The sequence below is a fragment of the Streptomyces sp. NPDC012835 genome (assembly GCF_042900885.1).
Lineage (GTDB): Bacteria > Actinomycetota > Actinomycetes > Streptomycetales > Streptomycetaceae > Streptomyces.
On the sequence record NZ_JBIBBW010000008.1, the window covers coordinates 108,485 to 126,056 of the forward strand.

Sequence of the window (17,572 nt, forward strand, 5' to 3'; positions counted from 1 at the left end):
TGCCACAGTCTCCGGCCACACACGAAGGGGTTTGTCACGGCGGCGGCCCGACGGCATACGGGTGAGGGATGAACGTTCCCTCTCGGCGGACGGTCGCGCCCGGCACGGAGCGGGTGCCATAAAGGGAAGTCCGGCTCCCACGCGGCAGGGGAACATCGTGTCCCCCAGCGAACGGGGGAGCATCGCGTACGCGTCGCGCGGGGCGGAGAAAGGCGCCGGACGGCTCTCCGCCGACCGTGGACCACGCGGACCGCCGCGCACGAACAACCTGGCAGGGAGCCATGAAATCCTCCGGCATCCTCGATTCGCTGCGCCGTACCCTCGGTGTGTCCCGCCCGTCCGCGCCGACCGGGGCGGGTCCCGTGGCGCTGGTGTACCGGGGCCGTACCCAGGAGGACAGGGACTGTGCCGACACGGTCGTCGGCCTCCTGGCCAACGGTCCCTGGGGCCTGGAGGTCCGTACCGTCGGGCCCCGGGGGGACCTCCCGCTGTCGCCCGGCACACTGGCCGGCGCCCGGCTGTACGCGCAGCCCGGCGGCGGCTCCCTCTCGCCCGCCTACCGGCAGCTCAAGCAGCACAAGGAGGCGATCCGTGACTTCGTCGGGCAGGGCGGCCGCTACCTGGGCTTCTGTCTCGGCGGCTATCTCGCCGGGCCGGACGAGGGGTTCGGTCTGCTGTCCGGCACGGTCGACCAGTACATCTGCTCGGACGGCGCCACGGTCACCACCGAGGACGACGCCCTGGTCGAAGTCGACTGGCGGGGGCGGCGCCGCACACTCTTCTTCCAGGACGGCGCCTGGTTCGCACCCGAACCGGATACGGACCCTACCGTGCTGGCCACTTACACCAACGGCCTCACCGCCGCGCTCGTCACCCCGTACGGCGCGGGCCGCGTCGCCGTCGTCGGGCCGCACCCGGAGGCCACCGCCGACTGGTTCACGGATGCCGCGCTTCCCTTCCAGGACACGCACGACCTCGCGGTGGACCTCGTCGCCGCCGTACTGGACAACTGACCGGATGTACCGGGGCCGTCCTGTGGCCGGCCCCGGCGGCCGAGGGCGCGGAGTCCGGTGCGGCGCTCAGCCGGTCCTGGTGAGGTTCTTCTCGAAGGCGGCGAGGTAGTTGGTCAGATGGTGGTCCTTGACCGCGTCGGTCTCCGGGGCGAACAGGTCGGCGCCCACCCCCTTCACCCGGTCCTTCAAGCCGGCCAGCAGTGGCATCGTGTCGTGGAGCTTCCCGTCGGCGTCGAAGTAGCGCATCGCGTCGACGTGTGTGTAGACCGGCTCGGGCGGGAGCTGGGGGACGATGTCGTTGTTGTTGACGAAGCGGTGGCAGCGCTTCCTGAAGGCCGTGTTGTGCGCGCTCGCGAGGAGCCGTTCGCAGGTGCGGGGCTGGCCGAAGGTGTAGACGCCGTCGGGCAGCAGCTTGGGCTCCTCGAAGTACAGACGGGCGCCCGCCAGCATCGCGAGGGCTCCGCCGAGGCTGTGCCCGGTGAACCAGACGGTCTGACCGTCGGTGCGCAGTTCCTGGATGGTGTCGCGGATCCGGGGGAAGACGGACTCCAGGGCGCGGTGGAAGCCGTAGTGGACGAAGCCCTTGTTCGCCGGTCCGGGGACGGGCGGGGTGTTGACGTCGGTGAGCCAGTCGTAGATCTTCAGCACCTCGGTGCCCCGGAAGCCGGTGACGATCATGCGATCACTGGCCATGACGTACGCCTGGGTGTCCTCGATGGGGAACGGCATCCGGTGCGTCGACTCGAAGTGCCGCACTTCCCGGAAGCCCCACTCGCCGGCCCGGGAGTCGATGGCGTCCCGGTCCAGCGCGGCGAGCCCGGCCGCTTGCGCCATCCAGTAGGCGTGCGGGAGGGAGTAACGGGTCGTCGAGTGGTCCATGGCGGGGAAAGTCATCGGTGTCCTCAGTGATAGCCGCTAGGTTCGCCCGGCAACCTAGCGGCGTATGGGGACGAAGATGAACAACTCGCGCCCGGGATCACCCGTACGGATGGAGATACCCGGCCGTCCTCCCCGTTGCCGCCGGGCGGTCGACGCCCCTCCCTCAGCCGCTCCCCTTCGCGGAGCCGCGCCTACGGGGGCGGCGGGCCGAGCAGGGAGGTGAGCCGGAGCGGCGGCGGTGGCGGGAGCGGGGCCGGCGAGGTGTCGGGGACGGCGCGGAAGGAGTGCAGCAGGTACGCCACCAGGCGACGGGAGGCGGCCTGGGCCGCCTCGGTGGAGTCGGCGGTGATGCCGCTGTTGGCCATGAGGATCAGGGCGAGGTCCTCGTGCGCGAAGTCGGCACGCAGCTGCCCGGCGTCCTTGGCGCGCTGGACGAGCAGGGCGAAGCCCCGCTCGGCGCAGTCGCGCTCCCGGTCGAAGGCGACCGCGTCGGGGAAGGCCGAGAGGAACGCCGCGGTGAAGCCTCTGTCGGTGGCGTGCAGGGCGCACACCCTCTCGATGACCGTGCGGAAGCCGCGCCAGGGGTCGGGGTCGGCCAGCGCTTCGTGGACCACCGAGACGCACACGCCGAGCTGTTCGGCGAACGCCTCGGTGATCAGCGCCTCCTTGGTGGGGAAGCGCCGGTAGAGCGTGGCGATGCCGACGCCGGCGCGCCGCGCGATGGCGGCCATCGGGACGTCGAGTCCCCGGGCGGCGAAGGACTCGCGGGCGGCCTCGACGATGCGGCCGCGGTTGTGCAGCGCGTCGGCGCGCAGCGCGGGCGGTGCGCCGGGGGCCGGGGCCGGGCCGCCCGGTCGCGCGGTCCGGGGCGGCTCGGTGTGCATGCCTCACAGCCTATCCCCGGCGGTATTGCGCCAGCTCGTCACCGCGGTTCAGTGGGGCGGGGTCCACCGCGGCAGCCACGGTGGAACCGGCCGGGCGGTGGGGTCGTGGTAGCTGTGGATTCAGCTCCCGGCCGGTACGGCGGCGCACCCGGCGAGTGCGGCGTTGATCCGCTCCAGGTCGAAGGCGGCCGGGTCGAACTGGTCGGCGGAGTCCAGGCCGAGCCGACGCAGCCGCTCCTCGTGCTCCTCGTGGCTGGGGTCGGCGAGTACGTCGAGCAGATACCCGTATCCCCGGATCCCGCCCGAGTCCTCCGGCGGACAGGCGCGGCGGCCGGTGAGGCAGCGGGGGTAGGCGGTGCCGGGCTCGGGGTGGGTGACGGCCTCGACGCGCAGGCTGTGCTCCCAGCAGTCCCCGAAGTCGTAGAGGTAGGACAGCCGGTCGTCGGGGCGCGGCGCGAGCTGCTCCAGGCGTGTGGCGTCGGGGCTGAGAATCGTCGGCTCCCGTCGCGAGGCGCGGTGGCGGCAGCGGTTCTTCGGGGTTCTGAAGGCCCACATGTGCGCGTCCTCCCAGCCGAAGGCGGCCTGGACGATGTGGTGCAGCTGCTGGAGCGTGACGGCCGACGGCACCTCGAGACGGCGCCAGACCGGGGGCCGCGAGTCACGCAGGACGGCCTTGATCCGGTGGACGGTGTGGCCCGGTGCCGTCCGGGAGCGGGGCTGCGCGCGCCTGGTGTTCGCCATGGCCGTCATCCTGCCAGCGCCCTCGATCCGGCCCGGCCGCCCGCGACCGGGGCCGGTCGTAGGAGGCGGTTGCCCGACGGCGCTCCGGCTCGCCCCGGTGGGCGCGGGGCGGCGCGGGACCGGATGTCCGTTCGGCGGGGCAGTCCGGGGTACGGGGCGGTACGGACCCGGTGCCGCGACCCTGCAACCTTTCGGGCTCCGACGGCGACAAGGAGGAGAACGCCCTGGAAAACGCGCCCCATCCGCTTCGAAGGGACACCCCACGTATGCCCACCATCACCGGCCGCCGCGCCGCCGCCCTGTTCGCCTCGGCCACCGCCGTCCTCGCCCTCGGCGCGATACCGCAGCAGTCCGCCGCGGCCGCCGAGACCACGCCCATCGGCTACGCGGCGGGCACCACCGGCGGCGGCAGCGCCAGCCCCGTCACCGTCAGTACGCTCTCCGCCTTCACCTCGGCGGTCGCGGGCAGCTCAGCGAAAGTCGTCCGGGTATCCGGGCTGATCAGCCTCACCGGTCAGGTCGACGTGGGCTCGAACACCACGGTCCTGGGCGTGGGTTCGGGCTCCGGCTTCACCGGCGGCGGACTGCGCATCAAGGAATCGACCAACGTCGTCGTCCGCAATCTCAACATCAGCAAGCCGGTCGCGCCCTCGGACGGCATCACCGTCCAGAAGTCCACCCGGGTGTGGATCGACCACAACGCCTTCTCGGCCGACCGCGACCACGACAAGGACTACTACGACGGTCTCCTCGACATCACCCACGCGTCGGACAACGTCACCGTCTCCTGGAACACCTTCAAGGACCACTACAAGGGATCGCTCGTCGGCCACAGTGACAGCAACGCCTCGGAGGACACCGGGCATCTGCGGGTCACGTACCACCACAACTCGTTCAGCAACGTCTACTCCCGGCTGCCCAGCCTGCGCTTCGGCACCGGTCACTTCTACGACAACTACGTCCAGGGCGCCGACACCGCCTGCCACTCCCGGATGGGCGCGCAGATGCTGGTGGAGAACAATGTCTTCCGCGACACCAAGATCGCCGTGACGACCAGCCGCAGCAGCAGTGTGGACGGCTACGCCGTGCTGCGCGGGAACGACCTCGGCGGGGCGGCCACCGAGATCTCCGGCACGGGCAGCTTCACCACGCCTCCGTACAGCTACACGGCCGAGCCCGCTTCGACCGTCGTCGCCTCGGTGACGGCGGGGGCGGGGACCGGCAAGATCTGATCCGGACGGGGCCCGGCGCCCCGGCCGTACCGCGCGCCGGACGGTCAGGACCGTCCGGCGCCCCGGTACAGGTCGAGTTCGCCGGCGAGTTCGACGGCGAGCACGGTCGCGTGCGCGTCGAGGTCGGCGGCCGGCGGCGGGTCGATCCACAGCACACCGGGCACCTCGTGGAGCCCGCCGGTGACCCGGTGGCCGAGTTCGGTGCCGGTGCCCAGCACACTGACCCGGCGTACGGGGGTGCGCAGCCCCCGTACGCCGACCGGTCCGCGCGGGATGTCGAAAAGCGTCAGATACAGGGTGCGGGCGTCGGCGGAGCGGGTGCTCGGGCCGTAGTGGTGTCCCGGGGGCAGCCCGGCCACCGTCCCGTACACCGCCTCCGCGTGGGCGGCGATCCACGCGCCGATGCCTTCGAGGCGCTCGACCTGCTCGGCGGGGAGGGTGCCGTCCTCCCTCGGCCCCACCGCCAGCAGCAGATTGCCGCCCGCGCCGACGGTCTCGGCGAGGTAGCGGACCAGCTGGGTGGTGGACTTGTGGTTGTCGTCGTGGTGGCGGTGGCCCCAGGAGTCGTTGACGGTGAGACACAGCTCCCAGGGGCCGTCGGGGGCGTCGATCGGCACGCCCTGTTCCGGGGTGGCGTAGTCGCCCTCGCCGAGCATCCGGGCGTTGAGCACGCACTCCGGGAGTTCCGCGCGGATCAGCCCGGCCAGCTCACGTATCCGCCACTGTTCCCCGGTGCGCTCCCACTCTCCGTCGAACCAGAGCAGATCCGGCCGGAACCGCCGGGCCAACTCCCCCACCTGGCCGTCGCGGTAGGCCAGATAGCGGTCCCACGCCGCCGGGTCCTCCTGCCCCTCGGGGGCCTCCGCGTACGGGTTGAACCGCGCCCAGCCGGGGCGGCCCTCGTGCCGCAGGGAGGCGTAGTCCGGATGGTTCCAGTCGCTGTGGGAGTAGTAGAGGCCCACCTTCAGACCGTGCTCGCGCAGCGCTTCCGCGTACGGACCGACGAGGTCGCGGCCGGCCGGGGTGTGCCGTACGACGTCGAGGTCGCCGTGCGCCGTGTCCCACAGCGCCACGCCGTCGTGGTGCCGGGAGGTCAGTACGGCGTAGCGGGCGCCGGCCCGGGCGAACAGCGCGGCCCACTCACGGGGTTGGTAGCGGGCGGCGGTGAACCGGTCGAGCTGGGCCATGTACCGGTCGTGCGGCACGTCGCCCTCGAAGAACGACCAGGACTCCTGGACGCCGTCGACCGCGTAGATCCCCCAGTGGAGGAAGACACCGAACTTGGCTTCGGAGAACCACGGTTGCATGGCCACGCTCGGCTCCTCGGTAAGGCGCGGTGAGAGGGGTGGTGGTACGGCCGTGAAGCGCCCGCACCCCGGGTGGCGCGGCGCGCACGAGGGGATCCTACGCGCGGTTCAGATAGGCCAGAGCGGGGTGCTCGTCCGTATAGCCGTCGACGAGCCGGCGGGCGATGTTCACCGAGTCCACGAGCGGGTGCAGCGCGAACGCCTTGACGGCGGTGGCGCGCGATCCGCTCTCGGCGGCGGCGAGGATCTCGCGTTCGACGGCCTTGACGGCGCAGACCAGCCCGGTCGCGTGGTCGGGCAGCGGGTCGGCCGCCAGCGGGTGGGCGCCGTTCGCGTCCACCAGGCAGGGCACCTCGATGACCGCTTCCTCGTCCAGGACCCGCAGGGTGGTGCGGTTGCGGACGTTGAGGATGAGGGTGGTGCGCTCGTCGCGGGCGATGGCGCGCATCAGGGCGAGGGCGACCTGTTCGTAGCCGCCGGACTCCAGGTCGCTCTCGTCGCGCTCCGCCAGACCGGCGGACTCGCGGTTCGCCGTCATGTACGTCGCCTCGCGTTCGGCGCGGGTACGGTCCCAGGTGAGCAGGGCGGGTGCGTCGGGCCGGGCCATCTCCTCGTAGAAGACGGCCTGTTGGTCGCGGAGGAAGGCGCCCCGGGTCCGCTCGGCCTCCTGGTAGGCGCGGACCGTCTCGCGGTTGAAGTAGTAGTAGTGCAGGTACTCGTTGGGGATCGCGCCGAGGGACCGGAGCCAGTCGGGTCCGAAGAGGCGGCCCTCCTCGAAGGAGCCGAGGGCCTCGGTGTCGGCGAGCAGGCGCGGGAGTTCGTCGCGGCCGGCGACGCGCAGCCCGCGCAGCCAGCCGAGGTGGTTGAGGCCCACGTAGTCGATGCCCGCCTCGTCCGGATCGGCGCCGAGGACGCGTGCCACGCGCCGTCCGAGTCCCACCGGCGAGTCGCAGATGCCGATGACGCGGTCGCCGAGGTGGCGGGACATGGCCTCGGTGACCAGACCGGCCGGGTTGGTGAAGTTGATGACCCAGGCGTCGGGGGCGAGCCGGGCGATCCGCCGCGCGATGTCGACGGCCACGGGCACCGTGCGCAGCCCGTACGCGATGCCCCCGGCGCCGACCGTCTCCTGCCCCAGGACGCCCAGCTCCAGGGCGACGCGCTCGTCGGCCGCGCGGCCCTCCAGGCCGCCGACGCGAAGGGCGGAGAAGACGAAGTCGGCGCCGCGCAGTGCCTCGTCGAGGTCGGTGGTGACGGTGACGGACGGCGCGTCGGGGGCGGCTGCGGCCTGGTCGGCGAGGACCCGGGCGACGGCCGTCAGCCGGGCGGGGTCGAGGTCGTGCAGGGTGACGTGGGTGATCCGGCCCTCGGCGTGGTCGCCGAGCAGTGCCCCGTACACCAGCGGGACCCGGAACCCGCCGCCGCCGAGAATGGTGAGCCTCATATCTGGACCTCCGTCGCCCGAACCGCGTTGCTACGGAACCAGCTTTGCACCGGGCCCGCCCGCGTATCACACCGGACACCCGTTCCGGGGCGGGCGGCTCAGCGTGTGGCTCCCCGGGTGAAGCCGTTGTAGATGTAGCGCTGGAGGAAGAGGAAGGCGATCAGCGTGGGCAGGATGACCAGGACGGCCCCCGCCGAGATGGTCTCCCAGTGCGCCCCGAAGGGGCCCTTGAAGCGGAACAGCGAGGTCGAGATGGTGCCCCGTTCCTCGGACGGCATGTAGAGGAACGGGATGTAGAAGTCGTTGTAGACGGTGATGCCCTTGATGATGACGACGGTGGCGATGGCCGGTTTGAGCAGCGGAAGGATGATCTTCCGGTAGACGGTGAAGGCGTTGGCGCCGTCCAGTCGCGCGGACTCGTCCAGGGAGACCGGGATGGACCGGATGAACTGGAGGAAGATGTAGATCGAGACGATGTCGGTGCCCATGTAGAGGACGATCGGCGCCCAGAGGGAGTCGAAGAGTCCGAGGCTGTCGACGATCTGGAAGGTCGCGACCTGCGTGGTCACCCCGGGCACCAGGGTGGCGACCAGGAACAGCGCGATCACGAGCTTGCGCAGCCGGAAGCGGAACCGGTCGATCGCGTACGCCGTCATCGAGCCGATGACCACGGTGCCGGTGATGGCGAACAGCAGGATGAACGCGGTGTTCCCGAAGGCGCCGACCATCCGGCCGTCGGAGAAGGCCGTCACGTAGTTGGCGAAGTTCAGCGGGTCGCGGGGCGGGGTGAGCGCGCCGCTGCCGTCGGCCATCTCCTCGTCGGTCTTCAGCGAGGTCAGGAAGATGACTCCGAGCGGCAGCAGCACCACGACGGAGGCCACCACCAGGGAGAGGTACTTCAGTGTGGCGGCGAGGTGTGCGCGTGTCCTCATACGAGATCCGCCTTGTCGTCCGGGACGAGGCGCCGCTGCACCCAGGTCACCAGGAGAATGATCACCAGCAGTACGACGGCGGCGGCCGAGGCCAGTCCCGTCTTGTTGAACTGGAAGGCGAGCTTCACGGTCTGGATCACGAAGGTCTCGGTGCCGGTGGCGCCGCCGGTCATGATGTAGGGGATCTCGAAGACGGCCAGGGAGCCGGAGACCGACAGGATCACACTGAGGCCGAGGATCGGCCGGATGCCCGGCGCGATGATGTGCCGGAACTGCTGCCAGCGGTTGGCGCCGTCCAGTGCGGACGCCTCGTACAGCTCGCCCGGGACGGACTGGATCGCACCGAGGAACAGCACGAAGTTGAGCCCCGTGTAGCGCCAGACCGACACCCCGGCCAGCGAGATGTTCGCCGAGGCCGGTGTCCCGAGCCAGGCCCGTTCGGTCCCGGCGCCGAACAGCCGCAGGACCGAGTCGAGGGTGCCGCCGTCCTGGAAGAAGTAGAGGAAGACAAAGCCGATCGCGACCCCGTTGATCAGGTACGGGAAGAACAGCACACCCTTGAAGAAGTCGCGGAAGCGGATGTGGAAGCTCAGCACGGTCGCGAAGTAGAGCGCGACGGCGATCTGCACCACCGACGCGGCGAGGTAGTAGCCGCTGACGAAGAACACCTGGAACAGCTCGGGACGGGTGAAGATGTCGGCGTAGTTGTGGACGCCGGTGACCTTCAGGTCGGGGCTGACACCGTCCCAGTCCGTGAAGCTGTACGCGATCATGTTGACGACCGGCGCGTAGGTGAAGACCATCAGCAGCGCCAGCGGGATCAGCAGGAAGAACCAGGGCGTGGCCTCCCGCCACCGGGTGTCCCGGCGGGGGCGCGGCGTGGCGGTCGGCCCGGCACCGTGCGCCTGCCCCGGGGAGGGGGCGGCGCCGTCCCCGGCGGGACTCCGGAGCGCCCTGCCGGGGACGGCCCTGTCCGTGGTCCGGCGCATCAGGAGCCCGCGGTCCGCGCCGCCTCGGCCCAGCGCTCGGAGAGATCGGCGAGGAACCCGTCCAGGCCGCCCTTCTTCGCGCCGCGGGCGAGATCGACCAGGTCCTGGCGGTAGTCCGGCTTCTTCAGTCCGATCTCGGCGGCGTTGTCGATGTCGTCGACGAGCGCGGCCCTGGCCTGGTCCAGCTCGATGAACCTCACGTTCTTCTCGGTGTACGGCTCGAGGACGTCCGGCAGCGGGGCGTCCTTCAGCGGCGAGAGCGCCAGGTTGTCCGCCGCGTACCCGGACTTCTCGGTGAACCAGTCGATCCAGGCGCGGGCGGCCTCCTTGTGGGCGGAGTTGACGTTCACGGCCTGTGCGTAGTCGGGCGAGGCGACGGCGCAGAACCGGCCGTCCACCTGGGCCGGGAAGGGCATGATGCCGATGTCGTCGGGGTCGGTCCCGGCTTTTTCGGCGGCGTCCCGGAACTGCGCGACGGCCCAGGAGCCGAGCCACATGGTGGCGATCCTCCCCTTGGCCAACTGGGGCTTGGAGCCTTCCCAGTTGGTGGTGGACGGGTCCTTCTCGACGAGCTTCCCGTGGACCATGTCGTACAGCAGGGTGTCGATGGTGCGCAGTTCGGAGCCGCTCGCCCACGGGTCGTGGTCCGCGAGGTCGTTGTTGGCCTGGACCGCGCAGCCGACCGAGCCCATGGCGGTGGTCCACTGGGTGAGCGGCCACATGTCCTTGAAGTTGGTGTAGTACGGGACCGCGTCGGTCCTCGCCTTGATCGCCTTGAGGTCGGTGAGGAACTCGGCCGGGGTGGTGGGCCAGTCGGTGATCCCCGCGTCCTTCCACACCTTCTTGTTGTAGAGGAACCCGGGGGCCACCCCGATCGGGCTCTGTCCGTACACCTTGCCGTCCACCGTGGTGAAGGCCGTGAACCGGAACTTCCCCGCGCGCTCGGCCCGGGTGCCCAGGGAGGCGAAGAACCGGGGGTAGTCGCTCCTCCTGACGGCGCCGGGGATCATGAGGACGTCGCCGTAGTTCTTCGTGTTCATCCGGATCTTGACCTCCCCCTCGTAGTCGGTGATGCCCTCGAACCTGACGGTCACCTTGGGGTAGGTCTTCCGGAACGCGTCGGCGTACTTCTTCATCGTGCCGTCCTGCACCCAGTCGGTGCGGTGGGTCAGGACGGTGATCGCCCCGGACACCTTCGCCGGGTCGGTGGCGGCCTTCGCGTCCGCGCCCTTGGAGCTGGCTCCGCTCCCGGTGCAGCCCGCGACCAGCAGCGCGGCCGCGACCGGGAGCACGACCGAACCGGTCTTCCGTAATCTGTGTGACGTCATGACGGCCCTTTGCTCGGTGGTACGGCGACAGGGAACGGCCGGCGGTGGTCCGCGCACCTTCCGACGCCGTGAAATTAAGGGCGCGGGAAAGCGAGTGTCAATGCCGGTGCATTGTATTTCTCCGCTCCCCGGCGAACACTTGTCGAATACGCGTCGAATACGCCGGAGGTCCCGGCGGCCGGGGGTATCCGCACCCGTGGAGAAATGCGAGGCACGCCACCGTGAAACGCCCCACCATGAGCGACATAGCACGCCGGGCCGGAGTCACCAAGGGCGCCGTCTCCTTCGCGCTCAACAACCGCCCGGGGGTCTCGGAGCCGACCCGGCGGCGGATCCTGGCCATCGCCGAGGAGTTGGGGTGGCAGCCCAACAGCGCGGCCCGGGCGCTGTCCGGGGGCACGGCGGGGGCGTTCGGGCTGGTCATCGACCGTCCCGCGCACACCCTCGGCCTGGAGCCCTTCTTCATGCAGCTGATCTCCGGCATCCAGTCCGAGCTGATCACCGACGCCACCCCCCTGGTCTTCACCATGGCCGAGGACCAGGCGGCGGAGATCGCCGTGTACCGGTCCTGGTGGGCCAGGCGCCGGGTGGACGGTGTCTTCCTGGTGGACCTCCAGGCCGAGGACGCCCGGGTGCCGGTGCTGGAGGAGCTGGGGATGCCGGCGGTGGTGATCGGGGCGCCCGTGGGCACGGGGCGGCTGCCCGCCGTGTGGAGCGACGACGCGGCGGCCGTCAGCACCGTGGTCCGGCACCTCGCCGCGCTGGGGCACCGGCGGCTGGCCAGGGTCGGCGGGCCGTCCCGGCTGCGCCATACGGCGATCCGTACCGCGGCCTTCGACGCCGCGGTGGCGGAACTGGGCTTGACCGGAAGGACCGTGGAGGCGGACTACAGCGGGGAGCGGGGAGCGGCCGTCACCCGGGAGCTGCTGGGCGCGGCGGACCGGCCCACCGCGATCGTGTACGACAACGACGTGATGGCCGTCTCCGGCCTGACCACCGCCCACTCCATGGGGCTGCGGGTGCCCGCCGACGTCTCCGTCGTGGCGTGGGACGACTCGGCCCTGTGCGAGCTGGTCGATCCGCCGCTGACCGCGCTCAGCAGGGACATCGCGGCCCATGGGGCGCACGCGGCGCGGCGGCTCCGGGAGGCGGCGGGCGGACGGGCCGTGGGGGATCTGGAGGACCCGGCGCCACGCCTGACGGTACGCGGGAGCGTCGCGGCGCCGCCCGCGTAGGGCCGCGCCCTCCCCGCAGCCGCGCCCTCCCCGCAGCCGCGCCGCCCTCGCGGCACGCTCCCGCCCGCTCACCCGTCCGGGAGATCCCTAAACCGGTTTACCGTCGTGTTCTCGGGCTTGACGCTAAACCGGTACAGCGTTTGACTGTTCGGCGCACGGTACGCCCGTCCGCACCGGGCCTCGCACTCCTGCCCTTTTCGGCCTCGCCGTTCCGCCCCGTGTCACCGTACCGAGGGAGATTTCACAGATGCCGCGTCCCGCTGCCCGGATGTCCGTCGGCGATCACCCCGTCACCTGGATCGGCGCCAATTTCTGGTCGCGTACCGGAGGCCCTCTCATGTGGCGTTCGTACGACGGCGAGGTGGTCGACGGGGAGCTGCGGGTGCTGCGCGACCACGGGCTCACCATGACCCGGTCGTTCTACTACTGGCCGGACTTCATGCCCGAGCCCGACCGGATCGACGACGAGCTGTGCGCCCGCTTCGCCGATTTCCTGGACCGGCATCAGGCCCTCGGCATGACCACGGTGCCGACCTTCCTGGTCGGCCACATGTCGGGGGAGAACTGGGACCCGGCGTGGCGCGGCGGCCGCGATCTGTACACCGATGTGTGGCTGGTGGCCCGGCAGGCGTGGTTCGCCCGGGAGATGGCCGGCCGTTTCAAGGACCATCCGGCGGTCGCCGGCTGGCTGGTCTCCAACGAGATGCCGATCTACGGCAGGCAGGGAGCGACCCGGGAGGAGGTCTCCTCCTGGGCGCAGATCGTGGTGGACGCGGTACGGGCGTCGGGCGCGCGGCAGCCGGTCTCGCTGGGCGACGGCGCCTGGGGGCTGGAGAACTCCGGTCACGACAACGGCTTCCGGCTGCGGGACTGCGCGGCGCTCAGCGACTGGCTGGGGCCGCATGTCTACCGCATGGAGGACGATCCGGTCCGCCAGCACTACGCGGCGGCGTGGGTGTGCGAGCTGACCGGGAGCTTCGGCCGGCCGGTGGTGCTGGAGGAGTTCGGGCTCACCTCGGACTTCGCCTCGGGTCCGCACGCCGCCCGCTACTACCGCCAGGCGCTGCACAACAGCCTGCTGGCCGGGGCCACCGGCTGGATCGCCTGGAACAACACCGACTACGACGCGCTGCGCGAGCAGCCGCCGTACTCGCACCACGCCTTCGAGATGCACTTCGGGCTGACCGACGCCACCGGCGCCCCCAAACCCCAGCTGCGTGAGGTGCGTTCGTTCGCCGAGACGCTGGAACGGGTGGACTTCGACCGCTGTTTCCGGCCGGACACCGATACCGCGCTGGTGATCTCCTCGTATCTGGACACGCTCTACCCCTTCACCCGGGCCGAGGACCGGGGCCATGTGGAGCGCGTCGGCCGGCAGGCGTGGATCACGGCCCGGCTGGCGGACGCGCCCGCCGAGGTGGTGCGGGAGAGCGACGGCATCGCGGGCGGCCACCGGCTCTATCTGCTGCCCTCCACCAAGCAGTTGCTGTCCTCCAGCTGGTACCGGCTGGAGGAGCTGGCCCGGAGCGGCGCGACGGTCTACGTGTCGTACTCCCCCGGATCCCATGACGAACAGCGCGGGCCGTGGTACGCGCATCTGGATCAATTCTTCGGGGTACGGCACCAGTTGGAGTACGGGTTGGTGAACCCGATCGAGGACGACGAGGTGACGCTCACCTTCGGGCGCGCTTTCGGCACGCTCGGCGCGGGCGACACACTGCGCTTCCGCGCGACGGGTACCGACAGCGGCCGGGCCTTCCTGCCGGTGGCGGCGGACGGCGCGGAGGTCCTGGCCACGGACGGCCGGGGGCGGCCCGCGCTGCTGCTGCGCGAGGTGGGCGCGGGCAGTGTGGTGCTGTGCGTCTATCCACTGGAGCACATGGCCTCCGTCACGCCGCGGGCCAACCCGGACGACACGGTCCCGCTGTACGACGCGCTGGCGGCGCACGCGGGTGTGCGCCGGCCGGTGACGGTGCGGGACCCCCGGGTCGCGGTCGACCTGCTGGAGCACGAGGCCGGACACCGGTTCGTCTGGCTGGTGAGCCAGGGCCGGGAGGAGGTACGGGTCGAGCCGTCCGTCACGGCCGGGGCGCGGCTGACCGGGCTGGACGGCGGGCCGGCCGGCGAGGTGGTCCTCGATCCGTACGGCGTACGGGTGTTGCGGTTGACCGGTACCGGGTGACCACGGGGGGTTTCCCTCCCGGCGGGGTGTTCGGGTGCCGTCGGCGCCCGCACACCCCGCCGGGAGGAGCGGGGCGGGCCGGCCGGTGGGCCGTCAGCCCTTCACCGGGATCTCCTCCTGTCCGTCACCGGTCCCGTCGTCGCTCCGTACCGCCGCGCCGTGGGCGGCCGCGCGGTGCGCCGCCCGGTCGGCGAGCGTGAGCGCCCCGGCCGCGAGGAGCGCGAGGGCCATCAGCAGGGCGCTGACCCAGAGCGGCGCCCGGAAGCCGTGGCCCCGAGTGATCGCGAGCCCGCCGAGCCAGGGCCCGAGCGCGGCGCCCACGTTGAACGCGGCCGTGGCGAACGCCCCGGCCAGCGTCGGGGCGCCGGGGGCTCGGTGGAAGACCCGTGAGATCAGGGCGGTTCCGGTGCCGAACGCGAGCATCCCCTGGACGAACACGAGCACGACCGCCGCCACCGGGTCGGCCGCGGACAGCGCGAGCGCGGCCCAGCCGGCGGCGAGCGACACCAGCCCGGCGCCGACGAACATGTCGGCGCGGGCCTCGGTGATCCGGCCCGCGACCGTGACCCCCACGAAGGACCCCACCCCGAACAGCGCGAGGAGGACGGGCACCCACGCGGAGCCGAGCCCGGTGACCCGGGTGGCCAGCGGCTCAAGGTAGGAGAACGCGCAGAACGTGGCGCCCTGGACGAGCGCGCTCAGCAGCAGCGTGAGCAGCAGCCGGGGCCCGGCCAGCGTCCGCAGCTCCCCGCGCACCCCCGTACCGGACGGTTCGGGCCGCTCGGCGGGAACCGTCCTGACGATGGCGAGGACGGCCGGTACGGAGACGAGGGCCACGGCCCAGAAGGCGGCCCGCCACCCCCACCGCTCCCCCAGCGACGCGCCGGCCGGAACGCCCACCACACAGGCGACGGTGACCCCGCCGACCACGACCGAGGTGGCGCGGGCCCGCGCCTCCGGGGGGACCAGGGCGACCGCGGTCGCGAGGGCCACGGCCCAGAACCCGGCGTTCGCCAGCGCGGCCACGATCCGGGTGGCGAGCAGCACCGCGTAACCGGGGGTGAGGGCGCCGACGACATGGACGGCGATGAAGAGGACGAGGAAGACCAGCAGCGCGCGCCGGCGCGGCCAGCCGCGGCTGAGCGACGCCATCAGGGGCGCGCCGAGCACCATCCCGATCGCGAACGCCGAGGTCAGCAGCCCGGCGGCCGGAATGGAGACGTGCAGATCGGCGGCGATGCCCGACAGCAGCCCGGACAGCATGAACTCCGAGGTGCCCTGGGCGAAGACCGCCAGACCGAGCACGTATACAGCGAATGGCACGAGGAAGCCCCAATGTCGGCTGAAAATGGATCGACTGAGCTGCAGCGGATGGGGTGGGAGAGGGTGCCGCGCCCGCTCGACGCGTACGGGGTACGCGGCTCGAAGCGGCGACGCGGCGGAAGGTCCGGTGGTGTCACGGACCTGAAGCGCGCCTCGGCCGAAAGCGGTGGACGGCGTTCGCGCGGTGAGGGGCCCACCCCTGGGGCGATCCGGTGGCGGCCGTGCGGAAGTTCGGCCACGGCCCCGTGGGGCGCGGCGTCAACGCGACGGGAGGTCGGCCACCGGTCGTCCGGTGGCTAGGCTCTGCTGGCCTCGGGGCTGGACATGGCGGCGAAGCTACCAGCCCGGCCCGTGTCAGCGCCACCCGCCGGGGCGCCCGCGCCGAACGGCCCCCGGGCGGCGCGCGGTACGTGACACGGCCGGTCGGCGGAGGCGGCGGCCGACGCGCCGCCCGCCCGGCTCCGTCAGGACGGCGCGGCGAAGCCGCCCTCGACCTCGGCGGTCACGTCCGAACCGTTGGCCTTCGCCGCGTAGCGGTCGGCACCGGCGTCCCGGTCGCCCTCGGCGTGATCGTACTGTCCGGCGAAGACGTGTTCCCCGGCCGGCACGGTGACGCCGTCCTTGAGTGTCCAGCGGTAGAGGAGCGCGCCGTCGGGGCCGGTGGTCACGGACACGGTGAAGTCCTTCTCGGGCAGCGACCGCCAGGAGCCGGTGTCCTTCACCCCGCCGGTCTGCGCGACGCTCAGCTCCACGGTCAGCGTGGTCAGCGGCCGCCGTGTGCTGATGGTGATGTTGCTCTGCGCCCAGTAGACGTTGCTGTTCGGGTCGACCGAGCCCTCGGACCGGAGATAGCCGTCCCGTGCCACCGGGGCGGTGGCACGGCTCGTCGCCGCCGGGGGCGGGGCCGCGGAGCCGCTCGCCCCCGAGGGGGCGTCCGGTCGGCCGGAGCCACCGCGCGCGGGTGCGGACGGGCTCGCCGGGGGACTCGCCGGCGCGGCCGGCGAGGAGGGGCGCGGGGCGGGCGCGGACGGCGGACGCGACGGTTCCGGGGTGGTGGCGACGGTGAGCGGCCGGTCGTCCCTGGTGGCGGAGACGACGGCGAACGTCCCGGCGCCCAGCGTGCCGACCGCGACCGCCGTCACGGCGGCCACCCGCAGCCACGGCGCGGGGCGCTGCGCGGGCGGCCGCGCGGACGCGGTCTCCGGGACGGACATGCCCCGCTCGATCCGGGCGAGCATCCGCTCCCGGTCCGGAGTGTGCGTGTGCGCCGTCTGGCGCAGCTCTCTGCGCAGGTCGTCCATCAGCCCGTCCCCTCCGTACGGTCGGAGGCCACCGTACGTCGGGACGGCACCGCGGCGGCCGACGGCACCGTACGGCCGGAGGCGACCGCGTGGCCGGAGGGAGCGGTACGGCCCGGGGCGAGCGTGGCGTACGCCTGTCCCGCCGCCTCCGTCGCGCCCGGCCCCAGCAGCCGTTCCAGCTCCGTCATGCCCCGCGAGGTCTGGCTCTTGACCGTGCCCACCGATATGCCCAGCGCGAGCGCCGTGTCGCGCTCCGAGAGGTCGAGTGCGTGCCGCAGCACCACGCAGGCCCGCTTGCGGAACGGCAGCCGCCGTAACGCCGCTTGGACGTCCAGCACCGCCGGCACGTCCGGTCCGTCGAACCGCTCGCCGCGTTGTGACCAGAAGAGGGAGACCCGGCGGCGCTCCCGCACCGCGCTGCGGATCTGGGAGCGGGCGAGATTGGCCACCACTCCGCGCGCGTAGGCGACCGGGTGGTCGGCTGCCCTGACCCGGTCCCAGCGTCGCCACATCGCGAGCAGGGCGTCCGAGGCGAGATCGTCGGCGGTGCTGGCATCGCCTGTCAACAGGCAGGCCAGTCGCGAGAGTTCAGCGTAATGCTGTTCGAAGAACGCCTGGAATTCGGCAGCGGTGGTGTCGTCGACGACTGTGTCCACGGAGCCGCTCCTTCGTCTGTTCTCACCCGCACCGGTCGTCCCACCGCCGCGGGGAGCGTGAGCGTAACAGTGTGTTCGGCAAAGACCGTTGTCACCGGTGGCTGGTACGGACCACGAGGGGCGAAC

The 17,572-nt window shown here is 72.0% G+C and carries 15 protein-coding genes; 4 read left to right on the plus strand and 11 right to left on the minus strand.

Annotation, left to right across the window (positions count from 1 at the left end; translation table 11 throughout):
* Positions 1 to 281 precede the first annotated feature (281 nt).
* A complete protein-coding gene (locus ACFY6S_RS27735; protein WP_388818355.1) occupies positions 282 to 1,013 on the plus strand; it encodes a BPL-N domain-containing protein in 732 nt (243 codons plus the stop codon).
* A gap of 66 nt (positions 1,014 to 1,079) precedes the next feature.
* Here the strand turns inward: ACFY6S_RS27735 and ACFY6S_RS27740 are convergent, their stop codons facing one another.
* The 3 genes from ACFY6S_RS27740 to ACFY6S_RS27750 all read right to left on the minus strand — a co-directional run bounded on the left by ACFY6S_RS27740 (position 1,080) and on the right by ACFY6S_RS27750 (position 3,517).
* A complete protein-coding gene (locus ACFY6S_RS27740; protein WP_388818358.1) occupies positions 1,080 to 1,907 on the minus strand; it encodes a lipase family protein in 828 nt (275 codons plus the stop codon).
* Between the two features lie 176 nt (positions 1,908 to 2,083).
* Positions 2,084 to 2,776, minus strand: coding sequence for a TetR/AcrR family transcriptional regulator (locus ACFY6S_RS27745; RefSeq protein ID WP_388818360.1), 693 nt, complete (start codon positions 2,774 to 2,776; stop codon positions 2,084 to 2,086).
* Positions 2,777 to 2,896: 120 nt separating this feature from the next.
* On the minus strand, positions 2,897 to 3,517 hold the full coding sequence (locus tag ACFY6S_RS27750; protein WP_388818363.1) for a plasmid pRiA4b ORF-3 family protein: 621 nt from the start codon (positions 3,515 to 3,517) through the stop codon (positions 2,897 to 2,899).
* A 266-nt stretch (positions 3,518 to 3,783) separates the two neighbouring features.
* On the opposite strand from ACFY6S_RS27750, the gene ACFY6S_RS27755 reads away from it, so the two are divergent.
* On the plus strand, positions 3,784 to 4,749 hold the full coding sequence (locus tag ACFY6S_RS27755; RefSeq protein WP_388818366.1) for a polysaccharide lyase family 1 protein: 966 nt from the start codon (positions 3,784 to 3,786) through the stop codon (positions 4,747 to 4,749).
* A 44-nt stretch (positions 4,750 to 4,793) separates the two neighbouring features.
* On the opposite strand, the gene ACFY6S_RS27760 is transcribed toward ACFY6S_RS27755, so the two are convergent.
* From ACFY6S_RS27760 to ACFY6S_RS27780, 5 genes are all read right to left on the minus strand, one after another.
* Positions 4,794 to 6,062, minus strand: coding sequence for an alpha-L-fucosidase (locus tag ACFY6S_RS27760; RefSeq protein WP_388818369.1), 1,269 nt, complete (start codon positions 6,060 to 6,062; stop codon positions 4,794 to 4,796).
* Positions 6,063 to 6,153: 91 nt separating this feature from the next.
* Positions 6,154 to 7,500, minus strand: coding sequence for a 6-phospho-beta-glucosidase (locus tag ACFY6S_RS27765; RefSeq protein ID WP_388818372.1), 1,347 nt, complete (start codon positions 7,498 to 7,500; stop codon positions 6,154 to 6,156).
* Positions 7,501 to 7,598: 98 nt separating this feature from the next.
* A complete protein-coding gene (locus ACFY6S_RS27770; RefSeq protein ID WP_388818375.1) occupies positions 7,599 to 8,432 on the minus strand; it encodes a carbohydrate ABC transporter permease in 834 nt (277 codons plus the stop codon).
* The gene (locus ACFY6S_RS27775; protein WP_388818379.1) at positions 8,429 to 9,421 is read right to left on the minus strand and encodes a carbohydrate ABC transporter permease; all 993 of its coding nucleotides are present in this window, start codon (positions 9,419 to 9,421) and stop codon (positions 8,429 to 8,431) included. The genes ACFY6S_RS27770 and ACFY6S_RS27775 overlap by 4 nt, the downstream gene beginning before the upstream one ends.
* Positions 9,421 to 10,749, minus strand: a complete 1,329-nt coding sequence (locus tag ACFY6S_RS27780) for an extracellular solute-binding protein (protein ID WP_388818382.1) — start codon at positions 10,747 to 10,749, stop codon at positions 9,421 to 9,423. Before ACFY6S_RS27780 ends, ACFY6S_RS27775 begins: the two co-directional genes overlap by 1 nt.
* 236 nt (positions 10,750 to 10,985) lie before the next feature.
* On the opposite strand from ACFY6S_RS27780, the gene ACFY6S_RS27785 reads away from it, so the two are divergent.
* Complete coding sequence (locus tag ACFY6S_RS27785; RefSeq protein ID WP_388818385.1) at positions 10,986 to 11,984, plus strand: LacI family DNA-binding transcriptional regulator; 999 nt, start codon at positions 10,986 to 10,988, stop codon at positions 11,982 to 11,984.
* Positions 11,985 to 12,231: 247 nt separating this feature from the next.
* Positions 12,232 to 14,166: a cellulase family glycosylhydrolase gene (locus ACFY6S_RS27790; RefSeq protein ID WP_388818389.1), complete on the plus strand. Its 1,935-nt coding sequence runs from the start codon at positions 12,232 to 12,234 to the stop codon at positions 14,164 to 14,166.
* A 93-nt stretch (positions 14,167 to 14,259) separates the two neighbouring features.
* On the opposite strand, the gene ACFY6S_RS27795 is transcribed toward ACFY6S_RS27790, so the two are convergent.
* From ACFY6S_RS27795 to ACFY6S_RS27805, 3 genes are all read right to left on the minus strand, one after another.
* The gene (locus tag ACFY6S_RS27795) at positions 14,260 to 15,489 is read right to left on the minus strand and encodes a Cmx/CmrA family chloramphenicol efflux MFS transporter (RefSeq protein ID WP_388818392.1); all 1,230 of its coding nucleotides are present in this window, start codon (positions 15,487 to 15,489) and stop codon (positions 14,260 to 14,262) included.
* 464 nt (positions 15,490 to 15,953) lie between these two features.
* Positions 15,954 to 16,790, minus strand: coding sequence for a hypothetical protein (locus ACFY6S_RS27800; protein ID WP_388818395.1), 837 nt, complete (start codon positions 16,788 to 16,790; stop codon positions 15,954 to 15,956).
* Positions 16,790 to 17,446 carry a SigE family RNA polymerase sigma factor gene (locus tag ACFY6S_RS27805; RefSeq protein WP_388818398.1) on the minus strand — a complete coding sequence of 219 codons (657 nt, stop codon included), beginning with the start codon at positions 17,444 to 17,446 and terminating at the stop codon, positions 16,790 to 16,792. The genes ACFY6S_RS27800 and ACFY6S_RS27805 overlap by 1 nt, the downstream gene beginning before the upstream one ends.
* Positions 17,447 to 17,572 lie beyond the last annotated feature (126 nt).

Coding starts and splice junctions, on each gene's coding strand:
- ACFY6S_RS27755 (WP_388818366.1), top strand. CDS start 3,784: ATGCCCACCATCACCGGCCGCCGCGCCGCCGCCCTGTTCGCCTCGGCC.
- ACFY6S_RS27800 (WP_388818395.1), bottom strand. CDS start 16,790: ATGGACGACCTGCGCAGAGAGCTGCGCCAGACGGCGCACACGCACACT.
- ACFY6S_RS27790 (WP_388818389.1), top strand. CDS start 12,232: ATGCCGCGTCCCGCTGCCCGGATGTCCGTCGGCGATCACCCCGTCACC.
- ACFY6S_RS27735 (WP_388818355.1), top strand. CDS start 282: ATGAAATCCTCCGGCATCCTCGATTCGCTGCGCCGTACCCTCGGTGTG.
- ACFY6S_RS27740 (WP_388818358.1), bottom strand. CDS start 1,907: ATGACTTTCCCCGCCATGGACCACTCGACGACCCGTTACTCCCTCCCG.
- ACFY6S_RS27765 (WP_388818372.1), bottom strand. CDS start 7,500: ATGAGGCTCACCATTCTCGGCGGCGGCGGGTTCCGGGTCCCGCTGGTG.
- ACFY6S_RS27750 (WP_388818363.1), bottom strand. CDS start 3,517: ATGGCGAACACCAGGCGCGCGCAGCCCCGCTCCCGGACGGCACCGGGC.
- ACFY6S_RS27770 (WP_388818375.1), bottom strand. CDS start 8,432: ATGAGGACACGCGCACACCTCGCCGCCACACTGAAGTACCTCTCCCTG.
- ACFY6S_RS27785 (WP_388818385.1), top strand. CDS start 10,986: ATGAGCGACATAGCACGCCGGGCCGGAGTCACCAAGGGCGCCGTCTCC.
- ACFY6S_RS27775 (WP_388818379.1), bottom strand. CDS start 9,421: ATGCGCCGGACCACGGACAGGGCCGTCCCCGGCAGGGCGCTCCGGAGT.
- ACFY6S_RS27780 (WP_388818382.1), bottom strand. CDS start 10,749: ATGACGTCACACAGATTACGGAAGACCGGTTCGGTCGTGCTCCCGGTC.
- ACFY6S_RS27745 (WP_388818360.1), bottom strand. CDS start 2,776: ATGCACACCGAGCCGCCCCGGACCGCGCGACCGGGCGGCCCGGCCCCG.